The 23,742-nt window shown below is 50.1% G+C and carries 21 protein-coding genes; all 21 read left to right on the plus strand.

The features are described 5' to 3' along the window. The first annotated feature begins 8 nt into the window (after positions 1 to 8). A complete protein-coding gene (gene glf, locus H7F31_RS05435; protein ID WP_187103344.1) occupies positions 9 to 1,169 on the plus strand; it encodes a UDP-galactopyranose mutase in 1,161 nt (386 codons plus the stop codon). Positions 1,170 to 1,176: 7 nt separating this feature from the next. After that, positions 1,177 to 1,911: a cytidylyltransferase domain-containing protein gene (locus H7F31_RS05440; RefSeq protein ID WP_187103345.1), complete on the plus strand. Its 735-nt coding sequence runs from the start codon at positions 1,177 to 1,179 to the stop codon at positions 1,909 to 1,911. A gap of 36 nt (positions 1,912 to 1,947) precedes the next feature. Continuing rightward, on the plus strand, positions 1,948 to 2,898 hold the full coding sequence (locus H7F31_RS05445; RefSeq protein ID WP_187103346.1) for an ATP-grasp domain-containing protein: 951 nt from the start codon (positions 1,948 to 1,950) through the stop codon (positions 2,896 to 2,898). Further along, a complete protein-coding gene (locus H7F31_RS05450; RefSeq protein WP_187103347.1) occupies positions 2,879 to 3,559 on the plus strand; it encodes an HAD family hydrolase in 681 nt (226 codons plus the stop codon). The genes H7F31_RS05445 and H7F31_RS05450 overlap by 20 nt, the downstream gene beginning before the upstream one ends. Further along, positions 3,556 to 4,635 (plus strand): UDP-2,4-diacetamido-2,4,6-trideoxy-beta-L-altropyranose hydrolase, encoded by a 1,080-nt coding sequence (gene pseG / locus H7F31_RS05455; RefSeq protein ID WP_187103348.1) that lies wholly within the window; start codon positions 3,556 to 3,558, stop codon positions 4,633 to 4,635. The genes H7F31_RS05450 and pseG overlap by 4 nt, the downstream gene beginning before the upstream one ends. 5 nt (positions 4,636 to 4,640) lie before the next feature. Then, positions 4,641 to 5,630 carry a hypothetical protein gene (locus H7F31_RS05460; protein WP_261800315.1) on the plus strand — a complete coding sequence of 330 codons (990 nt, stop codon included), beginning with the start codon at positions 4,641 to 4,643 and terminating at the stop codon, positions 5,628 to 5,630. 7 nt (positions 5,631 to 5,637) lie between these two features. Next, the gene (gene pseI, locus H7F31_RS05465; RefSeq protein WP_187103349.1) at positions 5,638 to 6,684 is read left to right on the plus strand and encodes a pseudaminic acid synthase; all 1,047 of its coding nucleotides are present in this window, start codon (positions 5,638 to 5,640) and stop codon (positions 6,682 to 6,684) included. Positions 6,685 to 6,713: 29 nt separating this feature from the next. Then, positions 6,714 to 7,667, plus strand: coding sequence for a dTDP-glucose 4,6-dehydratase (locus tag H7F31_RS05470; protein ID WP_187103350.1), 954 nt, complete (start codon positions 6,714 to 6,716; stop codon positions 7,665 to 7,667). Between the two features lie 22 nt (positions 7,668 to 7,689). Beyond that, positions 7,690 to 8,871 (plus strand): UDP-4-amino-4,6-dideoxy-N-acetyl-beta-L-altrosamine transaminase, encoded by a 1,182-nt coding sequence (pseC, locus tag H7F31_RS05475; RefSeq protein ID WP_187103351.1) that lies wholly within the window; start codon positions 7,690 to 7,692, stop codon positions 8,869 to 8,871. Between the two features lie 159 nt (positions 8,872 to 9,030). Further along, positions 9,031 to 9,228 (plus strand): cold shock domain-containing protein, encoded by a 198-nt coding sequence (locus H7F31_RS05480; RefSeq protein ID WP_087569424.1) that lies wholly within the window; start codon positions 9,031 to 9,033, stop codon positions 9,226 to 9,228. A 194-nt stretch (positions 9,229 to 9,422) separates the two neighbouring features. Next, complete coding sequence (hpf, locus tag H7F31_RS05485; RefSeq protein WP_087569408.1) at positions 9,423 to 9,968, plus strand: ribosome hibernation-promoting factor, HPF/YfiA family; 546 nt, start codon at positions 9,423 to 9,425, stop codon at positions 9,966 to 9,968. Positions 9,969 to 10,101: 133 nt separating this feature from the next. Next, positions 10,102 to 12,609 carry a preprotein translocase subunit SecA gene (gene secA / locus H7F31_RS05490; protein WP_187103352.1) on the plus strand — a complete coding sequence of 836 codons (2,508 nt, stop codon included), beginning with the start codon at positions 10,102 to 10,104 and terminating at the stop codon, positions 12,607 to 12,609. Positions 12,610 to 12,881: 272 nt separating this feature from the next. Next, positions 12,882 to 13,992, plus strand: a protein-coding gene (prfB, locus tag H7F31_RS05495) for a peptide chain release factor 2 (RefSeq protein WP_187103353.1) whose coding sequence is annotated in 2 segments (ribosomal slippage) — positions 12,882 to 12,953 and positions 12,955 to 13,992 — 1,110 coding nt in all. Because the reading frame shifts where the segments join, the coding sequence is not laid out codon by codon here. Positions 13,993 to 14,070: 78 nt separating this feature from the next. Beyond that, positions 14,071 to 14,949, plus strand: a complete 879-nt coding sequence (locus tag H7F31_RS05500; protein ID WP_397374657.1) for a YitT family protein — start codon at positions 14,071 to 14,073, stop codon at positions 14,947 to 14,949. Positions 14,950 to 15,370: 421 nt separating this feature from the next. Next, a complete protein-coding gene (gene argC, locus H7F31_RS05505; RefSeq protein ID WP_187103354.1) occupies positions 15,371 to 16,420 on the plus strand; it encodes an N-acetyl-gamma-glutamyl-phosphate reductase in 1,050 nt (349 codons plus the stop codon). A 72-nt stretch (positions 16,421 to 16,492) separates the two neighbouring features. Beyond that, the gene (gene argJ / locus H7F31_RS05510) at positions 16,493 to 17,722 is read left to right on the plus strand and encodes a bifunctional ornithine acetyltransferase/N-acetylglutamate synthase (protein ID WP_187103355.1); all 1,230 of its coding nucleotides are present in this window, start codon (positions 16,493 to 16,495) and stop codon (positions 17,720 to 17,722) included. A 14-nt stretch (positions 17,723 to 17,736) separates the two neighbouring features. Then, a complete protein-coding gene (argB, locus tag H7F31_RS05515; protein ID WP_187103356.1) occupies positions 17,737 to 18,540 on the plus strand; it encodes an acetylglutamate kinase in 804 nt (267 codons plus the stop codon). A 7-nt stretch (positions 18,541 to 18,547) separates the two neighbouring features. Beyond that, positions 18,548 to 19,738, plus strand: coding sequence for an acetylornithine transaminase (locus tag H7F31_RS05520; RefSeq protein WP_187103357.1), 1,191 nt, complete (start codon positions 18,548 to 18,550; stop codon positions 19,736 to 19,738). A gap of 71 nt (positions 19,739 to 19,809) precedes the next feature. Next, positions 19,810 to 20,766, plus strand: a complete 957-nt coding sequence (gene argF / locus H7F31_RS05525) for an ornithine carbamoyltransferase (protein WP_087569400.1) — start codon at positions 19,810 to 19,812, stop codon at positions 20,764 to 20,766. Positions 20,767 to 20,805: 39 nt separating this feature from the next. After that, a complete protein-coding gene (locus H7F31_RS05530) occupies positions 20,806 to 22,044 on the plus strand; it encodes an argininosuccinate synthase (RefSeq protein WP_087569399.1) in 1,239 nt (412 codons plus the stop codon). 137 nt (positions 22,045 to 22,181) lie between these two features. Then, on the plus strand, positions 22,182 to 23,597 hold the full coding sequence (gene argH, locus H7F31_RS05535; RefSeq protein WP_187103358.1) for an argininosuccinate lyase: 1,416 nt from the start codon (positions 22,182 to 22,184) through the stop codon (positions 23,595 to 23,597). Positions 23,598 to 23,742 lie beyond the last annotated feature (145 nt).

The following is a 23,742-nucleotide window of genomic DNA, read 5'->3' on the forward strand; positions in this document are numbered from 1 at the left end:
GAGATAAGATGTTCGATTACTTAATTATTGGAGCAGGCTTTTCAGGTGCGGTAATGGCGGAACGAATTGCGAATGTGATGGGCAAGAAGGTATTGATTGTAGAGAAAAGAAATCATATTGGCGGCAATGCCTATGACAAGCATAATGAAGAGGGGATATTAGTACATCAATACGGTCCACACATTTTTCACACCAAATTAAAGAATGTGTGGGATTATATTTCTCAATTTACAGAGTGGCAGCATTACCATCATCGTGTGTTAGGTAGTATTGATGGTAAGCAAGTGCCCATTCCATTTAATTTAACTGCACTCAAAAAATTGTTTCCGGAACAGTTAGCGAACGAGATAGAGCACAAACTTGTTCAGGAATTTGGCTGCAATACCAAGGTTCCTATATTAAAACTGCGTGAAGCAAACGATGAGCAGTTGCGCTTATTGGCCAATTACATATATGATAAAGTATTTGTGAACTATACTACGAAACAATGGGGAATGTTGCCCGAAGAACTGGATCCACTTGTTACAGGGCGTGTTCCGGTACATATATCAAGGGATGATCGATATTTCCAGGATCCGTATCAGGGTCTTCCGAAGCATGGCTATACCTCTTTATTCGAGAACATGCTACGTCATCCTTCTATTAATCTTATGTTGAATACTGATTATCATGAAGTGGTTCAATTTGATCATCAAACAAACCAAATCTATTTATTTAATCAACCTTTTAAAGGAAAAGTCATCTATACAGGCAAAATTGATGAATTATTCGGGTACAAATTTGGAGAGTTGCCATATCGTTCGCTTAGATTCGAGTTCGATACATTGCCCATTGCTCAGTATCAAGAGACTGGAACAGTTAATTACCCAAATGAATACGATTTTACTAGAATTACTGAGTTCAAGCATATGACGGGGAAATATCATAGATGGACAACGATTGTAAGAGAGTATCCTCAAGTTTATAATAAGGATGTAAAAGGGCAGGATATCCCTTATTACCCGATTTCAAAGCCAGAAAACCGGGAGCTGTATAAGAAATATTATGTCGAAGCCAAGGCTTATAACCAACTTGTTCTGCTGGGCAGGCTAGCCGAGTATACCTATTATGATATGGATGCCTGTATTGCAAAAGCGTTGAAAGTATTTGAACAACAACTATTGGAGTAGATAATAGATGAGTAATATCCTCGTAATCATTCAAGCACGCGTAGGTTCAACCAGGCTGCGAGGCAAAGTACTTAAGGTATTGGGGGATCGTACCGTTCTTGGTCATGTTATAAATAGGTGTAAAGCTATTCCATCAGTGAATGAAGTGATGGTTGCGACAACAACGCTTGAGCAGGATGATGCGATATGTAATGAAGCAGCTATTAACAATGTTAACTGCTACAGAGGCAATGAGCAGGACGTTTTAAGTCGATATTACGAAGCGGCAGTTGGTAGTCAAGCAGATGCAATCGTTCGTATTACGTCTGATTGCCCTCTGCTCGATCCTAACATTGTAGAAGCCTTAATCTGTTTCTTTTATGAGCAGCGATGCGATTATGCTAGAGTAGGGCTAGATGTATTGCCACGAGGGCTAGATGCGGAAATATTCACATTCGGAACGCTTCAGCAAGCGCATGAACGGTCAACTAGTGAATATGAGCGGGAGCATGTTACTCCATATATAATCCAAAATTCGGACAAGTTTAACGTCAAGGTGTTTAGAGACCAAGATGCAGATGTAAGAGACTCCCTCTATCGATTAACCCTGGATACTATTGAAGATTGGAATTTTATTACTAGGCTTTACAATGAACTATACAAAGGGAAAATTTTTGGTTGGAAGGAAGTCAAAAAACTGCTAGAAGCCAATCCGGAGTTTGTTCTACTGAATGCTCATGTTGAACAGAAGACTGCTCCTTAATTCGAGGTAAGAGAGCGGCGAAAGGTAGGTGGCTGAATGAATGTATTGATTACAAGCGTATCCAATAAAATTCCGATGATTAACGCGGTCAAAGCTGCGATGAACAGAACAGAAGGCTACAAGAAGCTTTTTGGAGCGGATATCAATAAGGAGTGCATCGGACAATACTTTGTTGATCATTTCTGGCCATGCCCTCCTTTGCAGGGGTTGTCGATTTATGCCCTAACGAATTTTTGTCGACTAAACAAGATTAAAATCATTTACCCAACCCGTGACGGTGAGCTGCTTTATTACGCAGTACACCGTCGTTTCTTATCGGAACAGGGTATCGAGGTTATGGTTTCTGATAAGGATGCAATAGAGCTTTGTTTAGATAAACTATTATTCTACTCTCAGTTGAGTGCGTTCGGATATCCCGTCATACCCACCTATAATTCATTGATTCAGGGGATAGAATTCTATGTTGTTAAAGAGAGGTATGGAGCAGGCTCTCACAGCATCGGTATTGGACTTGATCAACATGCTGCTCTAAACCATGCTTTGAAACTACAACAACCTATATTTCAGCCCTATATAAAGGGAATTGAATACAGCGTTGATGTGTATCTCTCGAATGAAGCTGCTATAGCGGCTATTGTCAGGGAGCGGAGGCTCGTTGTTCGAGGAGAATCTCAAATAACTTGTACGGTCAATAATCCGGTATTGGAAACGCTATGTATGGAAATTGCTGTTCGCTTTAATCTTAAAGGACATATTTTATTCCAAATTATAGTTGATGAGTACGGTGGGCATCATATCGTAGAATGCAATGCTCGATTTGGCGGAGCCTCCACACTAAGCCTGGCAGTGGGATTGGACAGCTTCTATTGGTTTATGCAGGAGAGCGTGGGAGCGAAGCATGAAGAACTTATTTATGTCAGGGCGCCGGAAGAAAAGATGATGATCAGACATGCGGAGGATTGGATTTATGAAGATCATCGTATTTGATTTGGACGATACGTTGTATGGAGAATTGGACTATGTACGCAGCGGATTTCAAGTGGTTGCAGAATATTTGGAAAATAAGTACAGAATTCCCTGCGATGAATCCTTCAGGTTGATGTGGGACAGTCTTGAAGAAAAAGGGCGTGGCTCGGTGTTTAATGATGTATTAATTCACTATAACCTCTATAGCGAATCGGCTGTAAAAAGATGTCTATCTACTTATCGTTTGCACATGCCGAATATTTCATTATTACCGGATGCGGTTGACGCGTTACAGATTCTGGCGGGGCATTCCGTTTATATTGTGACAGATGGCAATAAAGTTGTTCAACACAATAAAATACTAGCGCTTGGCTTGTATGGCAGAGTGACTAAATGCTATATTACTCATCGTTATGGCAGACATCATTCGAAGCCGTCTCCATATTGCTTTCATCAAATTGCCAAAAGGGAAAATGTACGGCCTCAAGAGATAGTTTATATTGGGGATAATCCTAATAAAGATTTTGTAGGTATCAAGCCGTACGGTTACCAAACTGTTAGAATTCTGCGAGGCGCATTTAAAGATGTGAGAATGTCAGAAGCGTACAACGCTGAGTTTGAAATCAATACCTTGAATGAGTTGCTTCCGCTCATTGCAAGAAGTACGGAGGCCGAGGGATGAATATCGCCATACGTGTGGATGCCTCTTCATCAATAGGCATGGGTCATTTGATGCGGTGTATAACGCTCGCCGAACTGTTCAAACGGCATATGAATGCGAAAGTTTCGTTTTTATTAAATAGATTGGCGCCTATGACTATAGTTGAATGGCTAGATGAAGGTGGATTTCGATTATTGCGGATGAATTCCGATATAACAGATTCTAATGATTATAAAGTAGATGCAGACTGTTCTTTGGAATTGCTGAAAACTTGCGGTGAGATAGATTGGTTGATTGTAGATCATTACTTACTTGATTATCGCTGGGAAACGATACTGCTGTCCAGGGTTGGGAAGCTGTTCGTTATTGATGATCTTGCGAATAGAAGGCATAACTGCCACATATTATTGGATCAGAATTTGTCCAGTGACATGAATGAGAAGTATTCTGGGCTTCTTCCTGAACATTGCATGCAATTGTTGGGTCCAGGTTACACGTTGCTGCGCGAACAATTTTACGTGATGAAAAATAGAAGATCTTTTCGTAAATCCTGCAAGAACATACTGGTAAGCTTTGGGGGAAGTGACCCCACCAATGAGACGAGCAAGGTTGTATCCGTTTTGCGGATACTTGCGAGTCAGTTTCCAAGATTGAAATTCATTGTACTTGGCGGCGTCTCGAATTCACGAAACAACGAGTTGGAAGGCTTGTGTAGTACCATACCTTCTATCACTTTTCATAAACATAACTCTCACATGGCACAGATACTCAGTCAAGTTGATCTAGCTGTGGGAGCTGGAGGTATTTCGTTGTGGGAACGTGCCTATATGGGTGTTCCCTCGATTGTTATTACGGTTGCGGATAATCAACTTGATGCTGTGCAGGAAGCCGAGCGCATGGGGATGATTTGGTATCTGGGAAAAAGCGAGCAAGTGACTGAACACAACATATTAGATGGATTACTTAGTGTCATTTCTGATGAGCGTGTTATAGTCGATGTTAGTGTAAAGTGCCTATCTGTCATGGATGCATTCAATAAAACCTCAATCCATCCGATATTAACTGTTATAGCTAATCATACTATTAACAGGTGGTGATCCAGATGATTTTAGATGGAATTATCAATAGTATTAGTTTGCTAGATGAGAGCCGCATGTCCTCTTCTAAAATCGTTGTTTTTGGGGCGAGTAAGGGCGGTCGCCTGATGAATTTTGCTTTGAAAACATTAGGTTATACTACGGAATATTTCGTAGACAATAATGAACAAACGTGGGGAGATTTGATACTAGGAAAGCCTATATATTCACCGGAAATACTACTCACTGAAAAAAAAGAAAATATGACTATTATTGTTGCAAGTATGCATTACGACGAAATAAAAGAACAGCTTATCGCTCAAGGGTTTACTGAGGGGCAGCACTTTTATAGGGGGATGGAAAAAAGTAAGCCGGCACAACCACCGAAGCTTCCTCAGCCAGTCCAGCAAGTAAATTCAAGAGATTATACGGTGCAGCATTCCTACCGTAATACTGTGATCGGTAGATATACCTATGGATATGAAGTATTGTGTGATGCTAATGAATACATAAAAGAAATAGGTTCATTTTGTTCCATAAATAAAACGGCATATGCCGGGGCAAACCATCCAGTTAATAAGATCACTTCAAGCCCTTTTTTCTATAGTCCGAATACTCGCAAATGGTTTTGGGGTAATTATGTGGGGTTCATGGATCCTGAAGACATGCCTAACTTCCATGAGATTGCAAAAAACTCACCGATAACCATCGGACATGATGTGTGGATTGCAGCTCACGCGGTTATTCTCTCGTCTGTCAAAATAGGCAACGGAGCTATTATAGCTGCAGGCGCTGTAGTCACCAAAGATGTACCTGATTACGCTATTGTTGCTGGTGTCCCTGCAAAAGTAATTAAGTATCGCTTTTCGCCAGAGGAGATAAAAATGTTGCAGGAAATTAAATGGTGGGATTGGCCAATAGAAGAGATTAAAGCCAATGCACCACTATTCATGAACAATGTGAAGTTTTTTCAAAAGTTTTATCATCAATTAAGTGTTCAGAATGGTGGGGAATAATATAAATATGGACATACAAATTGGCAATCGTCTAATTGGCAAATCGCATAACCCCTTCTTAATCGCGGAAATGTCCGGCAACCACAATCAATCCTTGGATCGAGCACTCTTGATTGTGGAGGCTGCAGCCGCATCTGGGGCAGATGCTTTAAAGTTACAAACTTATACCGCAGATACGATGACCTTGGATATTCATGAGGGGGACTTCTATATTGAGGATCCCAACAGCCTTTGGAAAGGAGAATCGCTCTACAATCTATATAAGGAGGCGTACACGCCTTGGGAATGGCATGAAGCGATCTTTCAAAGAGCAAATGAGCTCGGTATGTTGGCATTCAGTACTCCTTTTGACGAGACGGCAGTCGAGTTCCTTGAAAGTTTAAATGTACCTGCCTACAAGATCGCTTCATTCGAAAATACAGATATTCAATTAATTCGAAAGGTAGCTGCTACGAAGAAGCCGCTAATCATTTCTACCGGTATGGCGACCATTGCAGAACTTGATGAAACTGTTAGAGAAGCACGGGCCGCAGGAGCCGCCGATATCGTATTATTGAAATGTACAAGCACTTATCCGGCATCTCCCGAGAACTCCAACCTCGCTACATTGTCACATATGGAGCAACTCTTTGAATGTCAGGTTGGATTATCCGACCATACGATGGGCACTGGGGTGGCGGTAGCGGCAGTTGCGCTGGGGGCAACGGTGGTGGAGAAGCACTTTACGCTCTCGCGTGCCGAAGGGGGAGTGGATTCTGCTTTTTCTATGGAACCTGCTGAATTCGCTTCATTGGTGAGTGAAACAGAACGGGCTTGGCAAGCGCTTGGAGGTATACGGTACGGTGCGACAGTTGCGGAGCAAGCTACCATGAAACACCGCCGATCGCTATATATTTCACGTGATATGAAAGCTGGAGAAACTTTCGCGCATGACAACATTAAAGCAATTCGACCAGGGCTAGGTTTACCGACCAAATACTTGGATAATGTAATTGGTAGAGTAGCGGCAATCGACTTGCGAAAGGGCACGCCGCTTTCATGGGATTGCTTTTAATTCTATATTCAGAGTAATGGAGGAAAAGTATGGCGTTAAATATACTGTTAACCGGAGGGGCGGGCTTTATCGGGCGTTGGGTGGCGAAACGTTTGCTAAAGGACGGTCATTCCGTTTGGATATTAGATGACTTATCGAACGGTAGAGAGTCTAACATTGAAGAATTTTATAACGAGCCGAACCTGAAGTCATTCATTAGGGGTTCCATCATGGACGAGTCATTACTGACGGATGTATTCGAGACGAATCGTTTTGACATATGCTATCATCTTGGCGCGTCTATTAACGTGCAAGATTCTATAGATGATCCTCGCACAACATTTAATAATGATACGGTAGGTACCTTCTATATTCTTGAGCAATGCAGAAGACATGATGTTAAAGTCGTATTCATGAGTACCTGCATGGTCTACGATCGCTGTACCGAAGAAGCAGGAATTACGGAGGAACATCCAACTAAGCCTGCATCGCCATATGCTGGAGCCAAGATTTCTGCCGAAAACATGGTATTATCGTATAATTACGCTTATGGTTTGCCAACAGTAGTTATAAGGCCCTTTAATACGTATGGTCCGTTTCAGAAAACCGGCGGAGAAGGTGGCGTAGTAGCTATATTTATCAACAACAAACTCGCGGGCAAAGAGCTGTCGATTTATGGAGACGGTATGCAAACCAGAGACTTGCTGTATGTCGAGGATTGCGCAAGATTTGTTGTCGAGGCTGGTTATTCCGATAAAGTCGATGGTCAAATTGTGAATGCTGGATTGGGACGAGACATCGCTATTAAAGAACTTGCTCTACTTATCGTACAGAATGAAGAACTTATACGACATGTGGAACACATACATCCTCAAAGTGAAATACAAAAGCTGCTATGCAATTCCGATAAGGCGTATCGGTTATTGGGATGGAAGCCTGAAATTACGCTGGAAGAAGGGCTCCTGAGAACCGAGAAATGGATCAAGGATAGTGGCTGGACATAACGGCCGGGAGGTGGGTTCAGCTATGGATTCCAAACCTGTAAGAAATACGATGCTTCCTTACGGCAGACAATGGGTAGACGATGATGACATTGAAGCCGTTGTACGGGTGCTGAAAAGTGATTTTTTGACACAGGGTCCTGCAATTGAGCGCTTTGAGAGGAAAGTAGCACGATATGTAGGGGCGCGCTATGCTATTGCTTTTAGCAACGGGACGATGGCACTTCATGGTGCTTGTTTCTCTGCGGGTATTTCTACGGGAGATGAAGTCATTACCTCACCAATTACGTTTTTGGCAAGTAGTAATTGTGTGCTCTATATGGGGGGAACTCCCGTGTTTGCAGATATTAAAGCTGATACGTGGAATTTAGATCCGTTAGAGGTTAAAAAGAAGATAACGCCTAATACTAAGGCAATCATTCCTGTCGATTTCACCGGACAACCAGTGGAAATGGAGCGTATTATGGAAATTGCCGAAACCCATGACCTAGTAGTCATCCACGATGCTGCCCATTCGCTTGGCGCTTCTTATGGCAACCAGAAAGTTGGAATACTTGGACATATGACCATGTTCAGTTTCCACCCTGTAAAGGGGATTACTTCTGGCGAAGGCGGTATTATTGTAACGGATAATGAAACATATTATCGTAAGCTGCAGCTTTTCCGAAATCATGGCTTAACCAAAAACGTTGCTCTGATGGAGGATAATGATGGTCCATGGTATTACGAGATGCACGAGCTAGGCTACAATTGCCGAATGACGGATTTGCAGGCTGCGCTGGGGGACTCGCAGATGAATAAACTTGATCTGTTTGTCGAGCGAAGACGGGAAATTGCTAATTTATATACAGAGGCATTCAGTGATATGCCAGGACTCGTTACACCATATCAAGCAGATACTGCAAATTCTGCATGGCATCTCTATGTAGTCAGATGGTCGACAGAGAGTTTTAGGGTAAGCAGAAAAGAAATTTTTGAAGCTCTGCGCAGTGAAAACATTGGGGTACATGTCCACTATATCCCCGTTTACAGGCAACCATATTATAAACGGCTTGGATATTCTAGCGAGAACTGTCCGGAAGCAGAAGCCTACTATCGAGAAGCTATTACTCTGCCCCTATTTCCGTCGATGACAGATCAAGATATACGCAATGTTATTAGTGCAGTACATAAAGTGTATTATATGTTTGTCCGTCAATTAGATTAATATGAAATGTTAAAACTGCTTTTAAAACGTGAATTTAAAGCGAATGTATCCGTTTACAACAAATTGTTTGACAATTCCATGATTTCGGTGGTATAGTCAATTTGTGGGCCAGACCAAACGATGCCTCACAGTACTTGAAGATGAAGGGAATGTTTGCACATGCAAGGTAAAGTCAAATGGTTTAACGCTGAGAAGGGCTACGGATTTATTGAGACTGAGCAAGGCGGCGACGTATTTGTTCATTTCTCGGCGATCCAATCCGAAGGCTTCAAGACTCTCGAAGAAGGCCAAGCGGTTGAATTCGACATCGTAGAAGGCGCACGCGGTCCACAAGCTGCAAACGTAGTCAAACTGTAATCATCCGGCTATCATAGCCAACGTATAGATGGTTCACGATTGACAGTGCCTAAACACAACTTTGAAAGCTCCGGGAGACCGGGGCTTTTTTCTGTATTCTATTAGTTTTCTGAAAATTCACAAATAACTAAAAACTATTTTGATCTAGGTTCCTGCATATGATATAATAAGAGCATGTAAAGGAGGAATGCCCCATGAATTACAACATTCGAGGCCAACGTTTTCAGGTTACAGATGCTTTGAGAGATTACGTCGAGAAGAAGCTTAGCCGGTTGGAACGATATTTCGAATCACCTATTACCTCCGAAATTAATGTCACTCTCTCCGTCACGAAGGCACAGCATACGGTAGAGGTGATGATTCCGCTAGTTGGCGTTATGCTTCGCGCCGAAGATAAGAGCGAAGATATGTATGCGTCCATCGATATGGTGGTGGATAAGCTGGAACGCCAGATTCGCAAGTACAAAACCAAAGTCAATCGAAAATTCAGACAGGGCAGCGGAGTGAGAGCCCTGTTCCGAGAAGAAGGCTCCGCAGTCAGTGTGCTGGAAGAGGAAGAAGATCTGGAGCTCGTGCGCACGAAGCGTCATATTCTGAAACCAATGGATGTGGAAGAAGCCATTTTGCAGATGAATATGGTTGGACATAACTTCTTCGTATTCGCCAACGCGGAGAGCAAGGAGGTCAACGTCGTCTATCGACGCAGCGATGGCAAATACGGATTAATCGAGCAAGGCTAATCCATAACAACCGCGAGCCCTGTCTCCATATTGGAGCAGGGCTTTTTTGCGCCTTGCCGCAGGTGCATTGCGACAGGGTCTACAAACTGTTACAATCTTAAACAAATAGACCAACTACCGAAAGGGGAAAACCATGCTCGGACTGGTGAAAAAAATATTCGGAGACGCGAATGAGCGCGAAGTAAAGCGCCTCATGCGGACGGTAGAAGAGATTAATGCGATGGAGTCGAAATTTACGGCTTTGTCCGATGAACAATTACGCGGCAAAACCGATGAGTTTAAGGCGCGCATCGAAAAGGGCGAGGAGTTGACGGCTATACTGCCGGAGGCGTTCGCTACGGTACGGGAAGCTTCGAAGCGTACGCTTGGCATGCGCCATTTTGACGTGCAGCTTCTTGGCGGTATGGTGCTCCATGAGGGTAAAATATCCGAGATGAAAACCGGTGAAGGTAAAACGCTCGTCGCGACCCTTCCGGTTTATTTGAATGCATTGACCGGCAAAGGTGTTCACGTCGTAACGGTCAATGGCTACTTGGCCGAACGTGATAGCAAAGTCATGGGCGAGCTGTATAACTTCCTTGGAATGACAGTGGGCTGTAACCTGCACGGACTGTCCCATTCGGAGAAGCAAGAGGCTTATGCTTGCGACATTACTTATGGTACGAACAATGAGTTCGGATTCGATTATTTGCGCGATAACATGGTGCTATACAAGGAACAAATGGTTCAGCGTCCCTTGTACTACGCGATTATTGACGAAGTGGACTCCATCCTCGTCGACGAAGCGCGTACGCCGCTTATTATTTCCGGACAAGCAGCCAAGTCGACAGAGCTGTATCATGCGGCTGACCGCTTCGTGAACAAACTTAAGGTCGAAGAGGACTATACGGTTGATATCAAGCTTCGCAACGTCATGCTGAACGAGCAAGGCGTAGAGAAGGCGGAGCGCGCCTTCAGCATCGAGAACCTGTTCGATCACGCCAACGTGCTTATTAACCATCATATTCAGCAAGCGCTCAAGGCTAACGTCATTATGAAGCGGGACGTGGATTACGTCGTTCAAGAGGACGAGGTTGTTATCGTCGACGAGTTCACGGGTCGTCTCATGTCCGGCCGCCGCTACAGCGATGGTCTGCATCAAGCGATCGAGGCCAAGGAGCAGCTCAAGGTACAGAACGAAAGCATGACGCTCGCGACGATCACGTTCCAGAACTACTTCCGGATGTATCGCAAGCTGGCGGGCATGACGGGTACGGCGAAGACGGAGGAAGAAGAGTTCCGCCGGATCTACGGTCTGGACGTTATTCAGATTCCTACGAACCGCTCAATGATTCGTAAGGATATCCCGGATGTCGTGTATAAGACGGAAAACGGCAAATTCAAGGCCGTCGTAGAAGAGATCGTGGAGCGTCACAAGAACAACCAGCCGGTCCTGGTCGGCACGATCTCCATCGAAAATTCGGAGAAGCTGTCCGATATGCTGAAGCGCCGCGGTGTCCAGCATAAAGTGTTGAATGCGAAGTTCCATGCCGAGGAAGCTGAAATTATTTCGCGTGCCGGTCAATACGGCGCCGTAACAATCGCGACCAATATGGCGGGACGCGGTACGGACATTTTGCTGGGCGAGAAGGTGCCTGAGCTTGGCGGTCTTCATATTATCGGTACGGAGCGCCACGAAAGCCGCCGGATCGACAATCAGTTGCGCGGACGCGCAGGACGCCAAGGCGACCCTGGTTCTTCGCAATTTTACCTGTCGCTGGAAGACGAGCTTATGCGCCGCTTCGGTTCGGAAAATATTATGGTGATGATGGACCGCCTCGGTCTGGAAGAAGATCAGCCGATCGAAAGCCGGATGATCTCCAAGGCCGTAGAATCCGCTCAGAAGCGCGTAGAGGGAAGCAACTTCGATACGCGGAAGGTTGTCCTGCAATACGACGACGTTATGAACCAGCAGCGCGAGGTTATTTATAAGCAGCGCCGCGATATTCTGGAATCGTCCGACATTCGCAGTGAAGTGATGGAGATGATCAAACCGGTCGTTGAGCGTATCGTTGAGGCGCATTGTGCAGAGGATATTCCGGAGGATTGGGATCTGCAAGCCATCGTCGATTATGTGCATGCCAATCTGCTGGATGACGGCTCCATTACGAAGGAAGAGCTGTGGGGCAAGGAGAAGGAGGAGATGTCCGAATTCATCCTTGGCAAGGTCGTTGCATATTATGACCAGAGAGAAGAGCAGCTTGGCGCCGAGACGATGCGCGAATTCGAGAAGGTTGTCGTGCTTCGCGCGGTAGACAGCAAGTGGATGGATCATATCGATGCGATGGATCAGCTTCGCCAAGGTATCCATCTCCGCGCATACGGCGGTACGGATCCGCTTCGCGAATATCAATTCGAAGGTTTCGAGATGTTCAAGGCGATGATCGAGACGATCCAGGAGGAAGTCGCCAAGTATATCATGAAAGCTCGCGTAGAGAGCAACCTGGAGCGCCAAGAGGTCGTTAAGGGCCAAACGTCGTCGACTAGCGGCGGTGGCGAGAATACGGAGAAGCGGCCAGCGAAGCGCGAAGAACGCGTCGGACGCAACGATATGTGCCCATGCGGCAGCGGCAAGAAATACAAGCAGTGCCACGGAAAGTAATTAGGTAGTTGGAAAAATAAAGGTTCAAAAGGCGAGGCGATCAAAAGCGGACTTTTTGAACTACCAGATTGAAATAAAGGTTCAAAAAGTCCGGTTTTCAGCACCAAAGAAGGTTGGATGAAACTAGGAAATGAGGAGCGGAGCGTAGCAGAGCTACGTGAGCACCGGAAGTTCCGGTTGAATTCAAGATTCGACGTCGAATAGACTTCTTGGGATACTTCGTGATCAAAAGCGGGCTTTTTGAACTACCTTATATTGAGGAGAATCGTGCCATGTTGGATATTAAGGTAAAACAGGATCTACGCGAGATGGCCAAGCGACTCCAAGAGCTCAGGGGGTCTCTTTGACCTGGATCTCAAGCAAGAGATCATCGCGAACTTTGAGGAGAAAATGTCGATGCCAGACTTCTGGGACGACAACGAGCGGGCGCAGGGCATTATCTCCGAGCTGAACGCCGTGAAGTCGGTCGTGGAGCAGTACGATCGGATGAATAACGACCGGGAAGAGCTGCAGATGATGATGGAGCTGGTAGAGGAAGAGGGCGATGAGTCTCTCGAAGCCGAGCTGGCGCAAGGCGTCGAGGATCTGCTGACGAAGGTTGGCGACTTCGAGCTTCAATTGTTATTGAATCAGCCTTACGATAAGCTCAATGCCATCATCGAGCTTCATCCCGGCGCAGGCGGCACGGAGTCGCAGGACTGGGGACTGATGTTGTACCGGATGTACACGAGATGGGCGGAGAAGCGCGGCTTCAAGGTCGAGGTGTTGGATTACCAGGACGGAGACGAAGCGGGCATCAAGAGCGTATCCATCCTGATCAAAGGATATAATGCTTACGGCTACCTCAAAGCGGAGAAGGGCGTGCACCGACTCGTGCGAATCTCGCCATTCGACTCGGCTGGAAGACGTCATACGTCATTCTGCTCGCTCGACGTAATGCCGGAGATCGACGACACAATCGAGATCGAGATTCGTTCGGAGGATCTGAAGGTCGATACGTATAGAGCCAGCGGCGCGGGCGGTCAACACGTCAATAAGACGGAATCCGCGATCCGGATAACGCATATTCCGTCGGGGATCATCGTTGCTTGTCAGCAGGAACGCTCACAGATCGCGAACCGCGACCGCGCGATGAAAATGCTGAAGTCTAAGCTATACGAGCGCAAGATCGAAGAGCAGATGAAAGAGCTCGCCGAGATTCGCGGGGTGCAGTCCGACATTGCTTGGGGCAGCCAGATCAGATCCTACGTCTTCCACCCTTACAGCATGGTCAAGGACCACCGCACATCAGTGGAGACAGGCAACGTAGGCGCGGTCATGGATGGCGATATCGACGCCTTCATCGACGGCTATTTGCGTCATCAGATTCGCCAGGAAGAATAACAAAAGGGAAGAGTTCTGACACTGTAATTAACGGTGCGGGACTCTTCTTTTGGGTATAGGGGGATTGTTCGAGTGGAAGTGGGAAAGAGAAAACGCGGCAATTCGCTAAAGCGGCGTAATCCACGGCTGTATGCCATTTGGAATATCGCGCAATTATTATTAGGTTCGATGATCGTAGCCACGAGCTTTAATCTGTTCCTTGTGCCGAATGGCATTGCTTCGGGTGGGGTATCCGGCATATCGATTTTGGTGCAAGAGCTGGCAGGCATTATGCCCGCGTATACGCAGTGGGCCATCAATATTCCATTGTTCATAGCCGGGGTGCTGATCATTGGGCGGAAATTTGGCGCCAAGACGCTGCTGGGTACGATCGTGTTGCCGCTATTCGTGCTTCTGACAGCTCATTTGCCGCCGCCTACGGACAATCCGATCTTGGCCTCTATATACGGCGGGATCGGCGTCGGACTGGGGCTGGGGTTGGTGTTCAGGGGCGGCGGATCCACGGGAGGACTTGATCTGGCGGCGCAAATGCTTCACAGGTTTACGGGGCTTCCGTACAATCTGGCGATTGTTTGTTTTGACGGCTGCGTTATCATTGCGGCGGGTATTATTTTCTCGCCGGAGGTGTCGTTGTACGCGCTGATCGGACTTTTCGTGACCAGCAAGACGATTGACTTCATGCAGAACGGTTTGCAATTATCCAAGGTAGCATTCATTATCAGCGAACGGACGGAGGAGGTGGCGACGGCTATCCTGAACGATCTGGACCGCGGGTTGACGAGATTGGATGGACACGGCGGCTTTACGGGTCAGGGCCGGACGGTACTCATGGTTGTTGTAAGTCAGAATGAGGTGTCGAAGCTGAAGGTGCTTGTGCGCGACATCGATGCAGGGGCATTCGTTATTATTAGCAATACGGCCGAGGTGCTCGGGCAAGGGTTCAAGCTGGAGACATAAAAGGAATGGGAGCCTGCACGACTGAATGTATAGCCGTAATCGAGCATTCATAATTGTGCAGGCCTTTTAAACCACGAATGCTTCATCATAAGACGTTGCACTCGATTCTGAATTGTTGTACACTAATTCCATCTCCTTAAACGAGAACATTTGTTCCTATTTTAACGAGTGGCAGGGGATTAGTCAATCTCACGAGCGAGAAAATATCGTCATATTGATTATTGTATTAATATTAGTCTGAATGTATAATAATACAGACCTCTATCATATGTTCATAACAACCTTAATGTTGTAAAATAGGAAGTTGTAGATACTGGAAGGCCTCGCGACTGCAAGCACATGGACGACATTTTACCTTGGCAGCGGGGCTTACATCACATAGCATCATGGGATTGAGATTGTAATAAGGGAGTGGATCGCAATGGGCAAAAAGCTGGGTGTCGCCATCGTCGGCTCGACGGGATACGGCGGTGTTGAATTGATAAGGCTTCTGGCATCCCATCCGCTTGCGGAAGTGACTTCGGTCATCTCTTCGTCCAGCGCGGGAACGCCGATTACGGAAGGTTATCCGCATCTGACGGGCATTCGGGAAGAACTGCTCGACGATGTCGACGCCGAGGAGATCAAGCAGAAGGCGGATGTTGTATTCCTGGGCACGCCTGCGGGCGTTGCCTCCAAGCTGGCGCCGCAATATTTGGAAGCGGGTCTTAAGGTCATCGACCTGTCCGGAGATTTCCGACTGAAGTCGCCAGGATTATATGAGCAATGGTACAAAAAAACGGCTGCAGACGAGCGTTATCTGGAGCAAGCGGTGTTCGGCCTATCTGAGCTGTATGCTGAGAAGGTTCGCGGAGCGAGCTTTGTATCCAATCCGGGTTGTTATCCAACCGCAACGACGCTTGGTCTTGCGCCGGCCGTACGGGAAGGCTGGATCGATCCTGCAACCATCATTATCGATGCAAAGTCGGGCGTGTCCGGCGCGGGCCGCGGCGCTTCGCTCGGCACCCACTATTCGGAGCTGAACGAGAACTTCAAGGCTTATAAAATCAATCAGCATCAGCATATTCCCGAGATCGAGATGATACTGTCCGATATGGCCGGGGAACCGGTCGTGACGACGTTTACGACGCATCTCGTGCCGATGACGCGGGGCATTATGTCGACGATGTATGCCACGATTAAGGGCGACCGCAAGGCGAAGGACTTCATCGATCTATACCGCAGCTTCTACGAGGGCAGACCTTTCGTTCGTATTCGGCCGGAAGGACAGGTACCTGCGACGAAGGAAGTATGGGGCTCCAACTATTGCGATATCGGCTTCGCGGTCGACGAGCGTACGGGGCGCGTGACGATCGTGTCCGTCATCGACAACCTGGTTAAGGGCGCTGCCGGTCAAGCGATACAGAACCTGAATCTTATGATGGGCTGGGACGAGACGCTGGGATTGCAATTCGTTCCTGTATATCCGTAATTTCTGCTGCTCGCTATCATGCCTGGGCAACCGAGCAGCTTCTACCTAACTGACAAGGAGACACGATTCAAGATGGAACAAGGCAGCTTCAAAGTATTGGCGGACGGCTCCGTCACGACGCCCAAGGGCTTCCGGGCCGGCGGTCTGCACTGCGGACTTAAGAAGACAACCCGTCACGACCTGGGAGCTATCGTATGCGAGGTTCCGGCGACGGCGGCTGGCGTATATACGACGAATGTATTTCAGGCGGCGCCTTTGCAGGTAACGCGCGAGAGCATCGGATCGGGCGGCGTGCTTAGAGCGGTTCTCGTCAACAGCGGCAACGCTAATGCCTGCACAGGCGAGCAAGGCGAGGCGGATGCCTACGAGATGCGTTCCCGTTTCGCGGAGGCGATCGGCGTATCGGCGGAGCAGGTGGCGGTAGCGTCTACAGGGGTTATCGGCGAGAATTTGAAAATGGACAAAGTCCGCTCCGGAATCGACGGCTTGCTGGCGAAGCTGGACGGCGGTCTTGCTGGCGCGGAGGACTTCTGCCAGGCGATCCTCACGACGGATCTCGTGCAGAAGATGGTTTGCGTGGAGCTGATGCTGGACGGTCAGCGCGTATCTATCGCTGGCGCGGCGAAGGGCTCCGGCATGATCCATCCCAACATGGCGACGATGCTGGGCTTTGTTACGACGGATGCCGCGATCGGAAGCGACGATCTTCAGACGTTGCTACGCCAGTCGACGGATCTGACGTTTAATATGATTACGGTTGACGGCGACACGAGCACGAACGACATGCTAGTCGCCATGGCAAGCGGTCTCGCGGGCAATCAGTCCCTTACGCCTCAACATGAAGGCTGGGCTGCGTTCGCGGACGCGCTTCGTTATGTATGCGAAGTGCTTGCCAAAGCGATCGCCAGGGACGGCGAAGGCGCGACGAAGCTGGTAGAGGTGCAAGTGCGCGGCGCGGAAAGCGATGAGTCGGCGCAGGCGATTGCGAAGACTGTGATCGGTTCTTCTCTTGTAAAATCCGCGGTGTTCGGCGCCGACGCCAACTGGGGCCGCATTATCGCGGCCGTGGGACGCGCGGGCCAACCGGTAAATCCGGCTACGGTGGATATCAGGCTGGGCGATATAGTGACGCTGGAGCAATCCCGTCCGGTCGCGTTTGACGAGGATGCGGCGCTGGAATATCTCAAGGGCGATACGGTCGTTATCGGCGTCGACCTGCATATGGGGAACGGCAGCGCGACCGCTTGGGGCTGCGACCTGACGTACGACTACGTGCGCATTAACGCGGCGTACCGGACGTAAGGAGGAGAGCGGACATGGAACAACGGTTTGTGATGAAATGCGGCGGCAGCACCCTCGCGGCGCTGCCCGACGGCTTCTTCCACGAATTGCGCGACTTGCAGGCGGGGGGCGTGAAGCCGGTCATCGTGCATGGAGGCGGACCCGCGATTTCGGAGACGCTGACGAAGCTCGGCATCGAGACGGAGTTCGTGAACGGGCTGCGCAAGACAAACGATGATGTGCTGGACGTAGTAGAGATGGTGTTAGCGGGCAGGATCAACAAAGAGATTGTGCGTAAGATCGGCATTAACGGTGCCCAGTCGCTTGGTTTATCCGGCGTGGACGGCGGCTTGATCCAGGCACAGCCGGTGGGCAACGCGCACGAAATCGGCTTCGTCGGCGACGTAACGGATGTGAACGCGTCCATTATCGAAGGGGTGATGGGAATGGGCTATATTCCCGTTATTGCCCCCATCGGCATCGACGCTGCGGGACAACGCTACAACATTAATGCAGATACGGCGGCAGGAGCGGTTGCGTCCCATCTGGGCGTGGAGCGGATGATCGTCGTCACGGACGTGCCGGGCATCATGAAGACGGTGGACGGAGAGAAGGTCGTGCTCCCGTCCGTGACGGTGGCGGAGATCGACGAAATGATCGCGAGCGGCGAAATCTACGGAGGCATGATTCCGAAGGTTCGCGCGGCGGTGCAATGCATACAGGGACGCGTGCAAGAGGTCGTCATCGTAAGCGGACAGGAGCCCGGCGTGTTGACGCGGGCCGTCCGCGAAGGCGGAGTAGGCACTCGCATCGTCCAATCCAGCGAAAGGCGGGTGTAATTCCAAGATGGCGGATACGATAGAAGCGGCAGCCGCACAATCCTTGCTCCCTACCTATGCGCGTTATCCTATGGCTCTGGTTAAGGGCGAAGGAAGCTGGCTGTGGGACGACAAGGGCAACAAATATTTGGATTTCATGAGCGGTATTGCCGTCACGAATCTAGGGCATGCTCCTAAGCGAATCAAGGAAGCGCTGGTGAAGCAGCTTGACGAGCTGTGGCATGTATCGAATCTGTTCCAAATTCCGAATCAGGCGGAAGCGGCCAAGCTGCTGACGGACAACAGCTGCGGCGATGCGGTGTTCTTTTGCAACAGCGGCGCGGAGGCGAACGAGGCAGCGATTAAGCTGGCCCGCCGTTACCAGCAGCTGGTGGCCAAGAACGGGCGCTATGAAATCATCACGTTCGAACAATCATTCCACGGAAGAACGTTGGCGACGCTGACGGCTACGGGCCAAGCGAAGGTGAAGGAAGGTTTCGCCCCGTTGCCGGAAGGCTTCAAGACGATCCCTTACAACGACATCGAGGCGCTCAAAGCGGCGATTAGCGGCGTAACGGCCGCGGTCATGCTGGAGCTGGTGCAAGCGGAGGGCGGCGTCCATCCGGCGAATGCCGACTATATTCGGCAAGTAGCAGAACTGTGTGAACGCGAAGGCATTCTCCTTGTCGTGGACGAGATTCAGACGGGCATTGGTCGGACGGGCAAATTGTTCGCATACGAGCACTACGGCATCCAGCCGGATATCTTTACGCTGGCCAAAGGACTTGGCAGCGGCTTCCCGGTCGGCGCTATGGTCGCCAAGGAGAAGCTGCGCGAAGGTTTCACGGCAGGCAGCCATGGCTCGACATTCGGCGGCACGCCGATCGCGACGGCGGTGGTCAAGGCGACGCTGGAGACGATTGTAGGCGACAAGCTGCCTGCGCGAGCTGCGGAGCAAGGCGCCTATCTCATGGAGCAGCTTCGCGAGAAGCTGGCCGGCGTTTCATTTGTGAAAGATGTCAGAGGTCTCGGCCTCATCATCGGCATCGAATGCGCGGGTCCGGTGGCGAACGTGCTGACGGAAGCGCAGAATCGCGGCTTGCTCGTCATAGCGGCGGGACCGAACGTGGTCCGCTTGCTGCCGAACTTGCTGGTGACAAACGAAGAGGTCGATCTCGCGGTATCGATATTGGCGGAGCTGCTGGGAGCGGCGCAATAACAATAGCGGAATACGGAACAGCGGAATAATTGGATAGCGGAATAGCAGAGGCATTAAAGGAGGGAACATCCATGCAAGTCGTTAACGAAGAATTGGCGCAGAGCCTGAAAGGCCGCGATTTCCTTATGCTGGTCGATTTCAAGCAGGAGGAGCTGCGTTACCTGATCGATCTGGCGATCGATCTTAAGAAAAAGCAGAAGGCCGGCGAGACCCATCATATTCTGAAGGGCAAGACGCTTGGCATGATTTTCGAGAAGTCGTCGACGCGCACGCGCGTATCGTTTGAGGTAGGAATGTACCAGCTCGGCGGGCAGGGGCTGTTCCTGAGCGGGAACGATCTGCAGATCGGCCGGGGCGAAACGATCTGGGATACGGCGCAGACGCTGTCGCGTTATCTGGACGGCATCATGATCCGCACGTTCGCACATCGCAAGGTTGTCGAATTGGCGCGCGGAGCGACGATTCCGGTCATTAACGGTCTGACGGACCTGTCCCATCCTTGCCAGGCGCTGGCGGACTTCCAGACGATCTACGAGCAGAAGGGCCGCTTGGAAGGCCTGAAGATGGCGTACATCGGCGACGGCAACAATATGGTTCACTCCCTTATGATGGGAGCCGCCAAGCTTGGCGTGCATATGTCGATCGCGACGCCGGAAAGCTATGAACCGGATGCCGACATTATCGAGCAGACGAAAGCCAACGCGGCGGAGACGGGCGCGCGCATCACGATTTGCCGCGATCCGAAGGAAGCGGTAGACGGAGCGGACATTATTTATACGGACGTATGGGCCAGCATGGGGCAAGAAGCCGAGCAGAAGGAACGCGAGGTTGCCTTCAAGAAGTTCCAGGTAAACGACGAGCTTGTGAAATACGCGAACAACGACTACCTGTTCATGCACTGCCTGCCGGCGCATCGCGGCGAAGAAGTCAGCGAGAGCGTTATCGACGGGAAGCAGTCCATTATTTTCGACCAGGCGGAGAATCGTCTCCATGCGCAGAAGGCGATCATGGCGGCTATCATGTCTTAATTCATACGAAAACCAAGATTGAAGGGGAGTAAGAGAACAATGGCGAAGGAAAAAATCGTGCTGGCCTATTCCGGCGGTTTGGATACATCTGTCATTCTGAAATGGCTTAAAGAAACGTACGACGCGGAAATTATCGCGTTTACGGCCGACATCGGACAGAAGGACGAGCTAGACGGTCTGGAGGAAAAAGCGCTTGCTACCGGCGCTTCCAAAGTATACATCGACGACCTGCGCGCGGAATTCGCGAAGGACTTCATCTATCCGATGTTCCAAGCCGGAACGCTGTACGAAGGCCAATATCTGCTGGGCACGTCCATCGCGCGTCCGCTTATCGCGAAGCGCATGGTGGACATCGCGCGCGCGGAAGGCGCAACGGCGATCGCGCACGGCGCGACGGGCAAAGGCAACGACCAAGTGCGCTTTGAGCTTACGGCGGCGGCCCTGGCTCCCGAGATCGGCGTCATCGCGCCTTGGCGTCTGGAAGCGTTCCGCGAGCAATTCCCGGGCCGCGCCGAAATGATCGCTTATGCGGAGAAACACGGCATTCCGGTTACGGCATCGGCGGCGAAGCCGTATTCCACGGACCGCAACTTGCTGCACATCAGCTTCGAGAGCGGCATGCTGGAGGATCCATGGTTCGATCCGAGCGCCGAAGAGAACGAAGACATGTACGTCCTCAGCGTATCGCCGGAGCGAGCTCCGGACCAAGCGGAATACGTCGAGCTGACGTTCGAGCAAGGCGACTGCGTGGCGCTGAACGGCGAAGCGTTGAGCCCGCTTGAAGTGATGGAGAAGCTCAACGAGCTGGGCGGCAAGCACGGCATCGGCCGCGTGGACATGGTAGAAAACCGTTTCGTCGGCATGAAAAGCCGCGGCGTATACGAGACGCCGGGCGGCACGATCCTCTTTACGGCTCACCGCAAGATGGAGTCGCTCACGATGGACCGCGAAGTGATGCATCTCCGAGACTCCCTGATCGCGAAATACAGCCAGCTCGTGTACAACGGCTTCTGGTTCGCGCCGGAGCGTCTTGCTCTGCAAGCGCTGGTCGCCGAATCGCAGAAAAACGTCTCGGGAGTCGTTCGCCTCAAGCTGTACAAAGGCAACGTCATCGGCGCCGGCGTCAAGAGCCCGGTCAGCCTGTACAACCCGGATATCGCGACGATGGAAGCCGATCCATCGCAGGCGTACGATCAAGGCGACGCGACAGGTTTCATCCGCTTGAACGCGCTGCGCCTAAAGGTATCGTCGGGCGTGGAGCAAAGCAAAGGCGAGTAGAGTCGGGACCCTATAGAGTAATGGACCGGACAGACGGCGGAAGCTTGCGCAGGCAGGCTTCCGTCCGCCATGTCCGATCCTCTTTTATATCAGGAGATAGCCGGAAGTTCACGATCGGAAGGAGTGCTGAGTCACGCATGAGCAAATTATGGGGTGGGAGATTTACGAAGAAAACGGACCAGTTGGTCGAGGAGTATACAGCTTCGATCATGTTCGATAAGGAGCTGGCGGAGGAGGATGTGCAGGGCAGCCTCGCGCATGTCACGATGCTGGGCAAGCAAGGCATTTTGCCGGCGGACGACGTGGAGAAAATCAAGGACGGCCTTCATCGCGTGCTGCAACGCATTAAGCGCGACGACATCGAATTTTCGATCGGCGATGAAGACATTCATATGAATATCGAAAAAACGCTCATCGATGACGTAGGCACGGTCGGCGGCAAGCTTCATACGGGCCGCAGCCGGAACGACCAAGTCGCGACTGACATGCATCTGTGGCTTCGCAAACGCGTCGTGGAATTCGTCGACATGCTGCACAAGCTGCAATCCGCGCTGGTCGAGCAGGCGAAAGCCAATACAGACACAATTGTACCTGGATATACGCATCTGCAGCGCGCGCAGCCGATTTTGTTCGCGCATCACCTGATGGCGTACGTATCCATGTTCGGCCGCGACATCGAGCGTCTTCAGGACAGCTACAAGCGCATCAACGTACTGCCGCTGGGCGCAGGCGCGCTGGCGGGCACGACGTTTCCGATCGACCGGCATTTTGTGGCGAGTCAACTGAAGTTCGACAGCGTCTATGAGAACAGCCTCGATGCGGTAAGCGATCGCGATTTCATCCTGGAGTTCTTGTCGCATGCCTCCATCATTATGATGCATCTTTCGCGCCTCAGCGAGGAGCTCATCTTGTGGTCGAGCACGGAGTTCCGCTTCGTGGAGCTGGATGACGCGTTCTGCACGGGCAGCAGCATTATGCCGCAGAAGAAGAACCCTGACGTGCCGGAGCTTGTGCGCGGCAAGACGGGACGCGTATACGGCAACCTCGTAGGCTTGTTGACGGTGCTCAAGTCGCTGCCGCTCGCGTACAACAAAGACATGCAGGAAGACAAGGAAGGCATGTTCGACACCGTGAAGACGCTTCAGGGTGCCCTCCAATTGTTCGCGCCGATGATCGCGACGATGAAGGTGAACAAGGAGCAGATGCGCCAGGCGGTAAATCAGGACTTCTCCAACGCCACGGACATCGCCGACTTCCTCGTGGGCAAAGGATTGCCGTTCCGTCAAGCGCATGAAGTCATCGGCAAAACCGTTCTATACTGCATCGAGCAGAACAAATATTTGCTGGATCTGACGCTGGACGAGTTCAAGCAGTTCTCCTCGCTGTTCGACGACCGCATTTATGCGGTGCTGCAGCCGGAGCAGGTCGTAAACGCGCGCAACGTTTATGGCGGCACGGCGAAGCCGCAGGTCGAGGACGCGATCGGCCGCGCCGAAACGGCGCTGGCCGGGACGTCGGCATGGGTAGCTGAATATTTGGAACGCAGCAGATAAGCTTCAGGAAAAGCCAGTGTTGATCAAGCTGCTTTCCAGCCTGCATAACCAATGACATGCAAGAGAGGGCGCTTCGCGATGAAGCGCCCTTTTGGCGTGGGTACGCAGTTTGCTGGCCAGAACGGCTAAGTCGGCAGAAACAGCC

This window comes from Paenibacillus sp. PAMC21692, from assembly GCF_014303795.1.
GTDB lineage: Bacteria > Bacillota > Bacilli > Paenibacillales > Paenibacillaceae > Pristimantibacillus > Pristimantibacillus agaridevorans.

What these genes read in the sequence shown, in the direction of transcription:
- argC (WP_187103354.1), top strand. Translation starts at nt 15,371, where the DNA reads ATGGGCAAAAAGCTGGGTGTCGCCATCGTCGGCTCGACGGGATACGGC.
- H7F31_RS05450 (WP_187103347.1), top strand. Translation starts at nt 2,879, where the DNA reads ATGAAGATCATCGTATTTGATTTGGACGATACGTTGTATGGAGAATTG.
- pseC (WP_187103351.1), top strand. Translation starts at nt 7,690, where the DNA reads ATGGATTCCAAACCTGTAAGAAATACGATGCTTCCTTACGGCAGACAA.
- H7F31_RS05520 (WP_187103357.1), top strand. Translation starts at nt 18,548, where the DNA reads ATGGCGGATACGATAGAAGCGGCAGCCGCACAATCCTTGCTCCCTACC.
- argH (WP_187103358.1), top strand. Translation starts at nt 22,182, where the DNA reads ATGAGCAAATTATGGGGTGGGAGATTTACGAAGAAAACGGACCAGTTG.
- pseI (WP_187103349.1), top strand. Translation starts at nt 5,638, where the DNA reads ATGGACATACAAATTGGCAATCGTCTAATTGGCAAATCGCATAACCCC.
- H7F31_RS05445 (WP_187103346.1), top strand. Translation starts at nt 1,948, where the DNA reads ATGAATGTATTGATTACAAGCGTATCCAATAAAATTCCGATGATTAAC.
- secA (WP_187103352.1), top strand. Translation starts at nt 10,102, where the DNA reads ATGCTCGGACTGGTGAAAAAAATATTCGGAGACGCGAATGAGCGCGAA.
- H7F31_RS05530 (WP_087569399.1), top strand. Translation starts at nt 20,806, where the DNA reads ATGGCGAAGGAAAAAATCGTGCTGGCCTATTCCGGCGGTTTGGATACA.
- H7F31_RS05440 (WP_187103345.1), top strand. Translation starts at nt 1,177, where the DNA reads ATGAGTAATATCCTCGTAATCATTCAAGCACGCGTAGGTTCAACCAGG.
- pseG (WP_187103348.1), top strand. Translation starts at nt 3,556, where the DNA reads ATGAATATCGCCATACGTGTGGATGCCTCTTCATCAATAGGCATGGGT.
- argF (WP_087569400.1), top strand. Translation starts at nt 19,810, where the DNA reads ATGCAAGTCGTTAACGAAGAATTGGCGCAGAGCCTGAAAGGCCGCGAT.
- H7F31_RS05480 (WP_087569424.1), top strand. Translation starts at nt 9,031, where the DNA reads ATGCAAGGTAAAGTCAAATGGTTTAACGCTGAGAAGGGCTACGGATTT.
- argB (WP_187103356.1), top strand. Translation starts at nt 17,737, where the DNA reads ATGGAACAACGGTTTGTGATGAAATGCGGCGGCAGCACCCTCGCGGCG.
- hpf (WP_087569408.1), top strand. Translation starts at nt 9,423, where the DNA reads ATGAATTACAACATTCGAGGCCAACGTTTTCAGGTTACAGATGCTTTG.
- H7F31_RS05460 (WP_261800315.1), top strand. Translation starts at nt 4,641, where the DNA reads ATGATTTTAGATGGAATTATCAATAGTATTAGTTTGCTAGATGAGAGC.
- argJ (WP_187103355.1), top strand. Translation starts at nt 16,493, where the DNA reads ATGGAACAAGGCAGCTTCAAAGTATTGGCGGACGGCTCCGTCACGACG.
- glf (WP_187103344.1), top strand. Translation starts at nt 9, where the DNA reads ATGTTCGATTACTTAATTATTGGAGCAGGCTTTTCAGGTGCGGTAATG.
- H7F31_RS05470 (WP_187103350.1), top strand. Translation starts at nt 6,714, where the DNA reads ATGGCGTTAAATATACTGTTAACCGGAGGGGCGGGCTTTATCGGGCGT.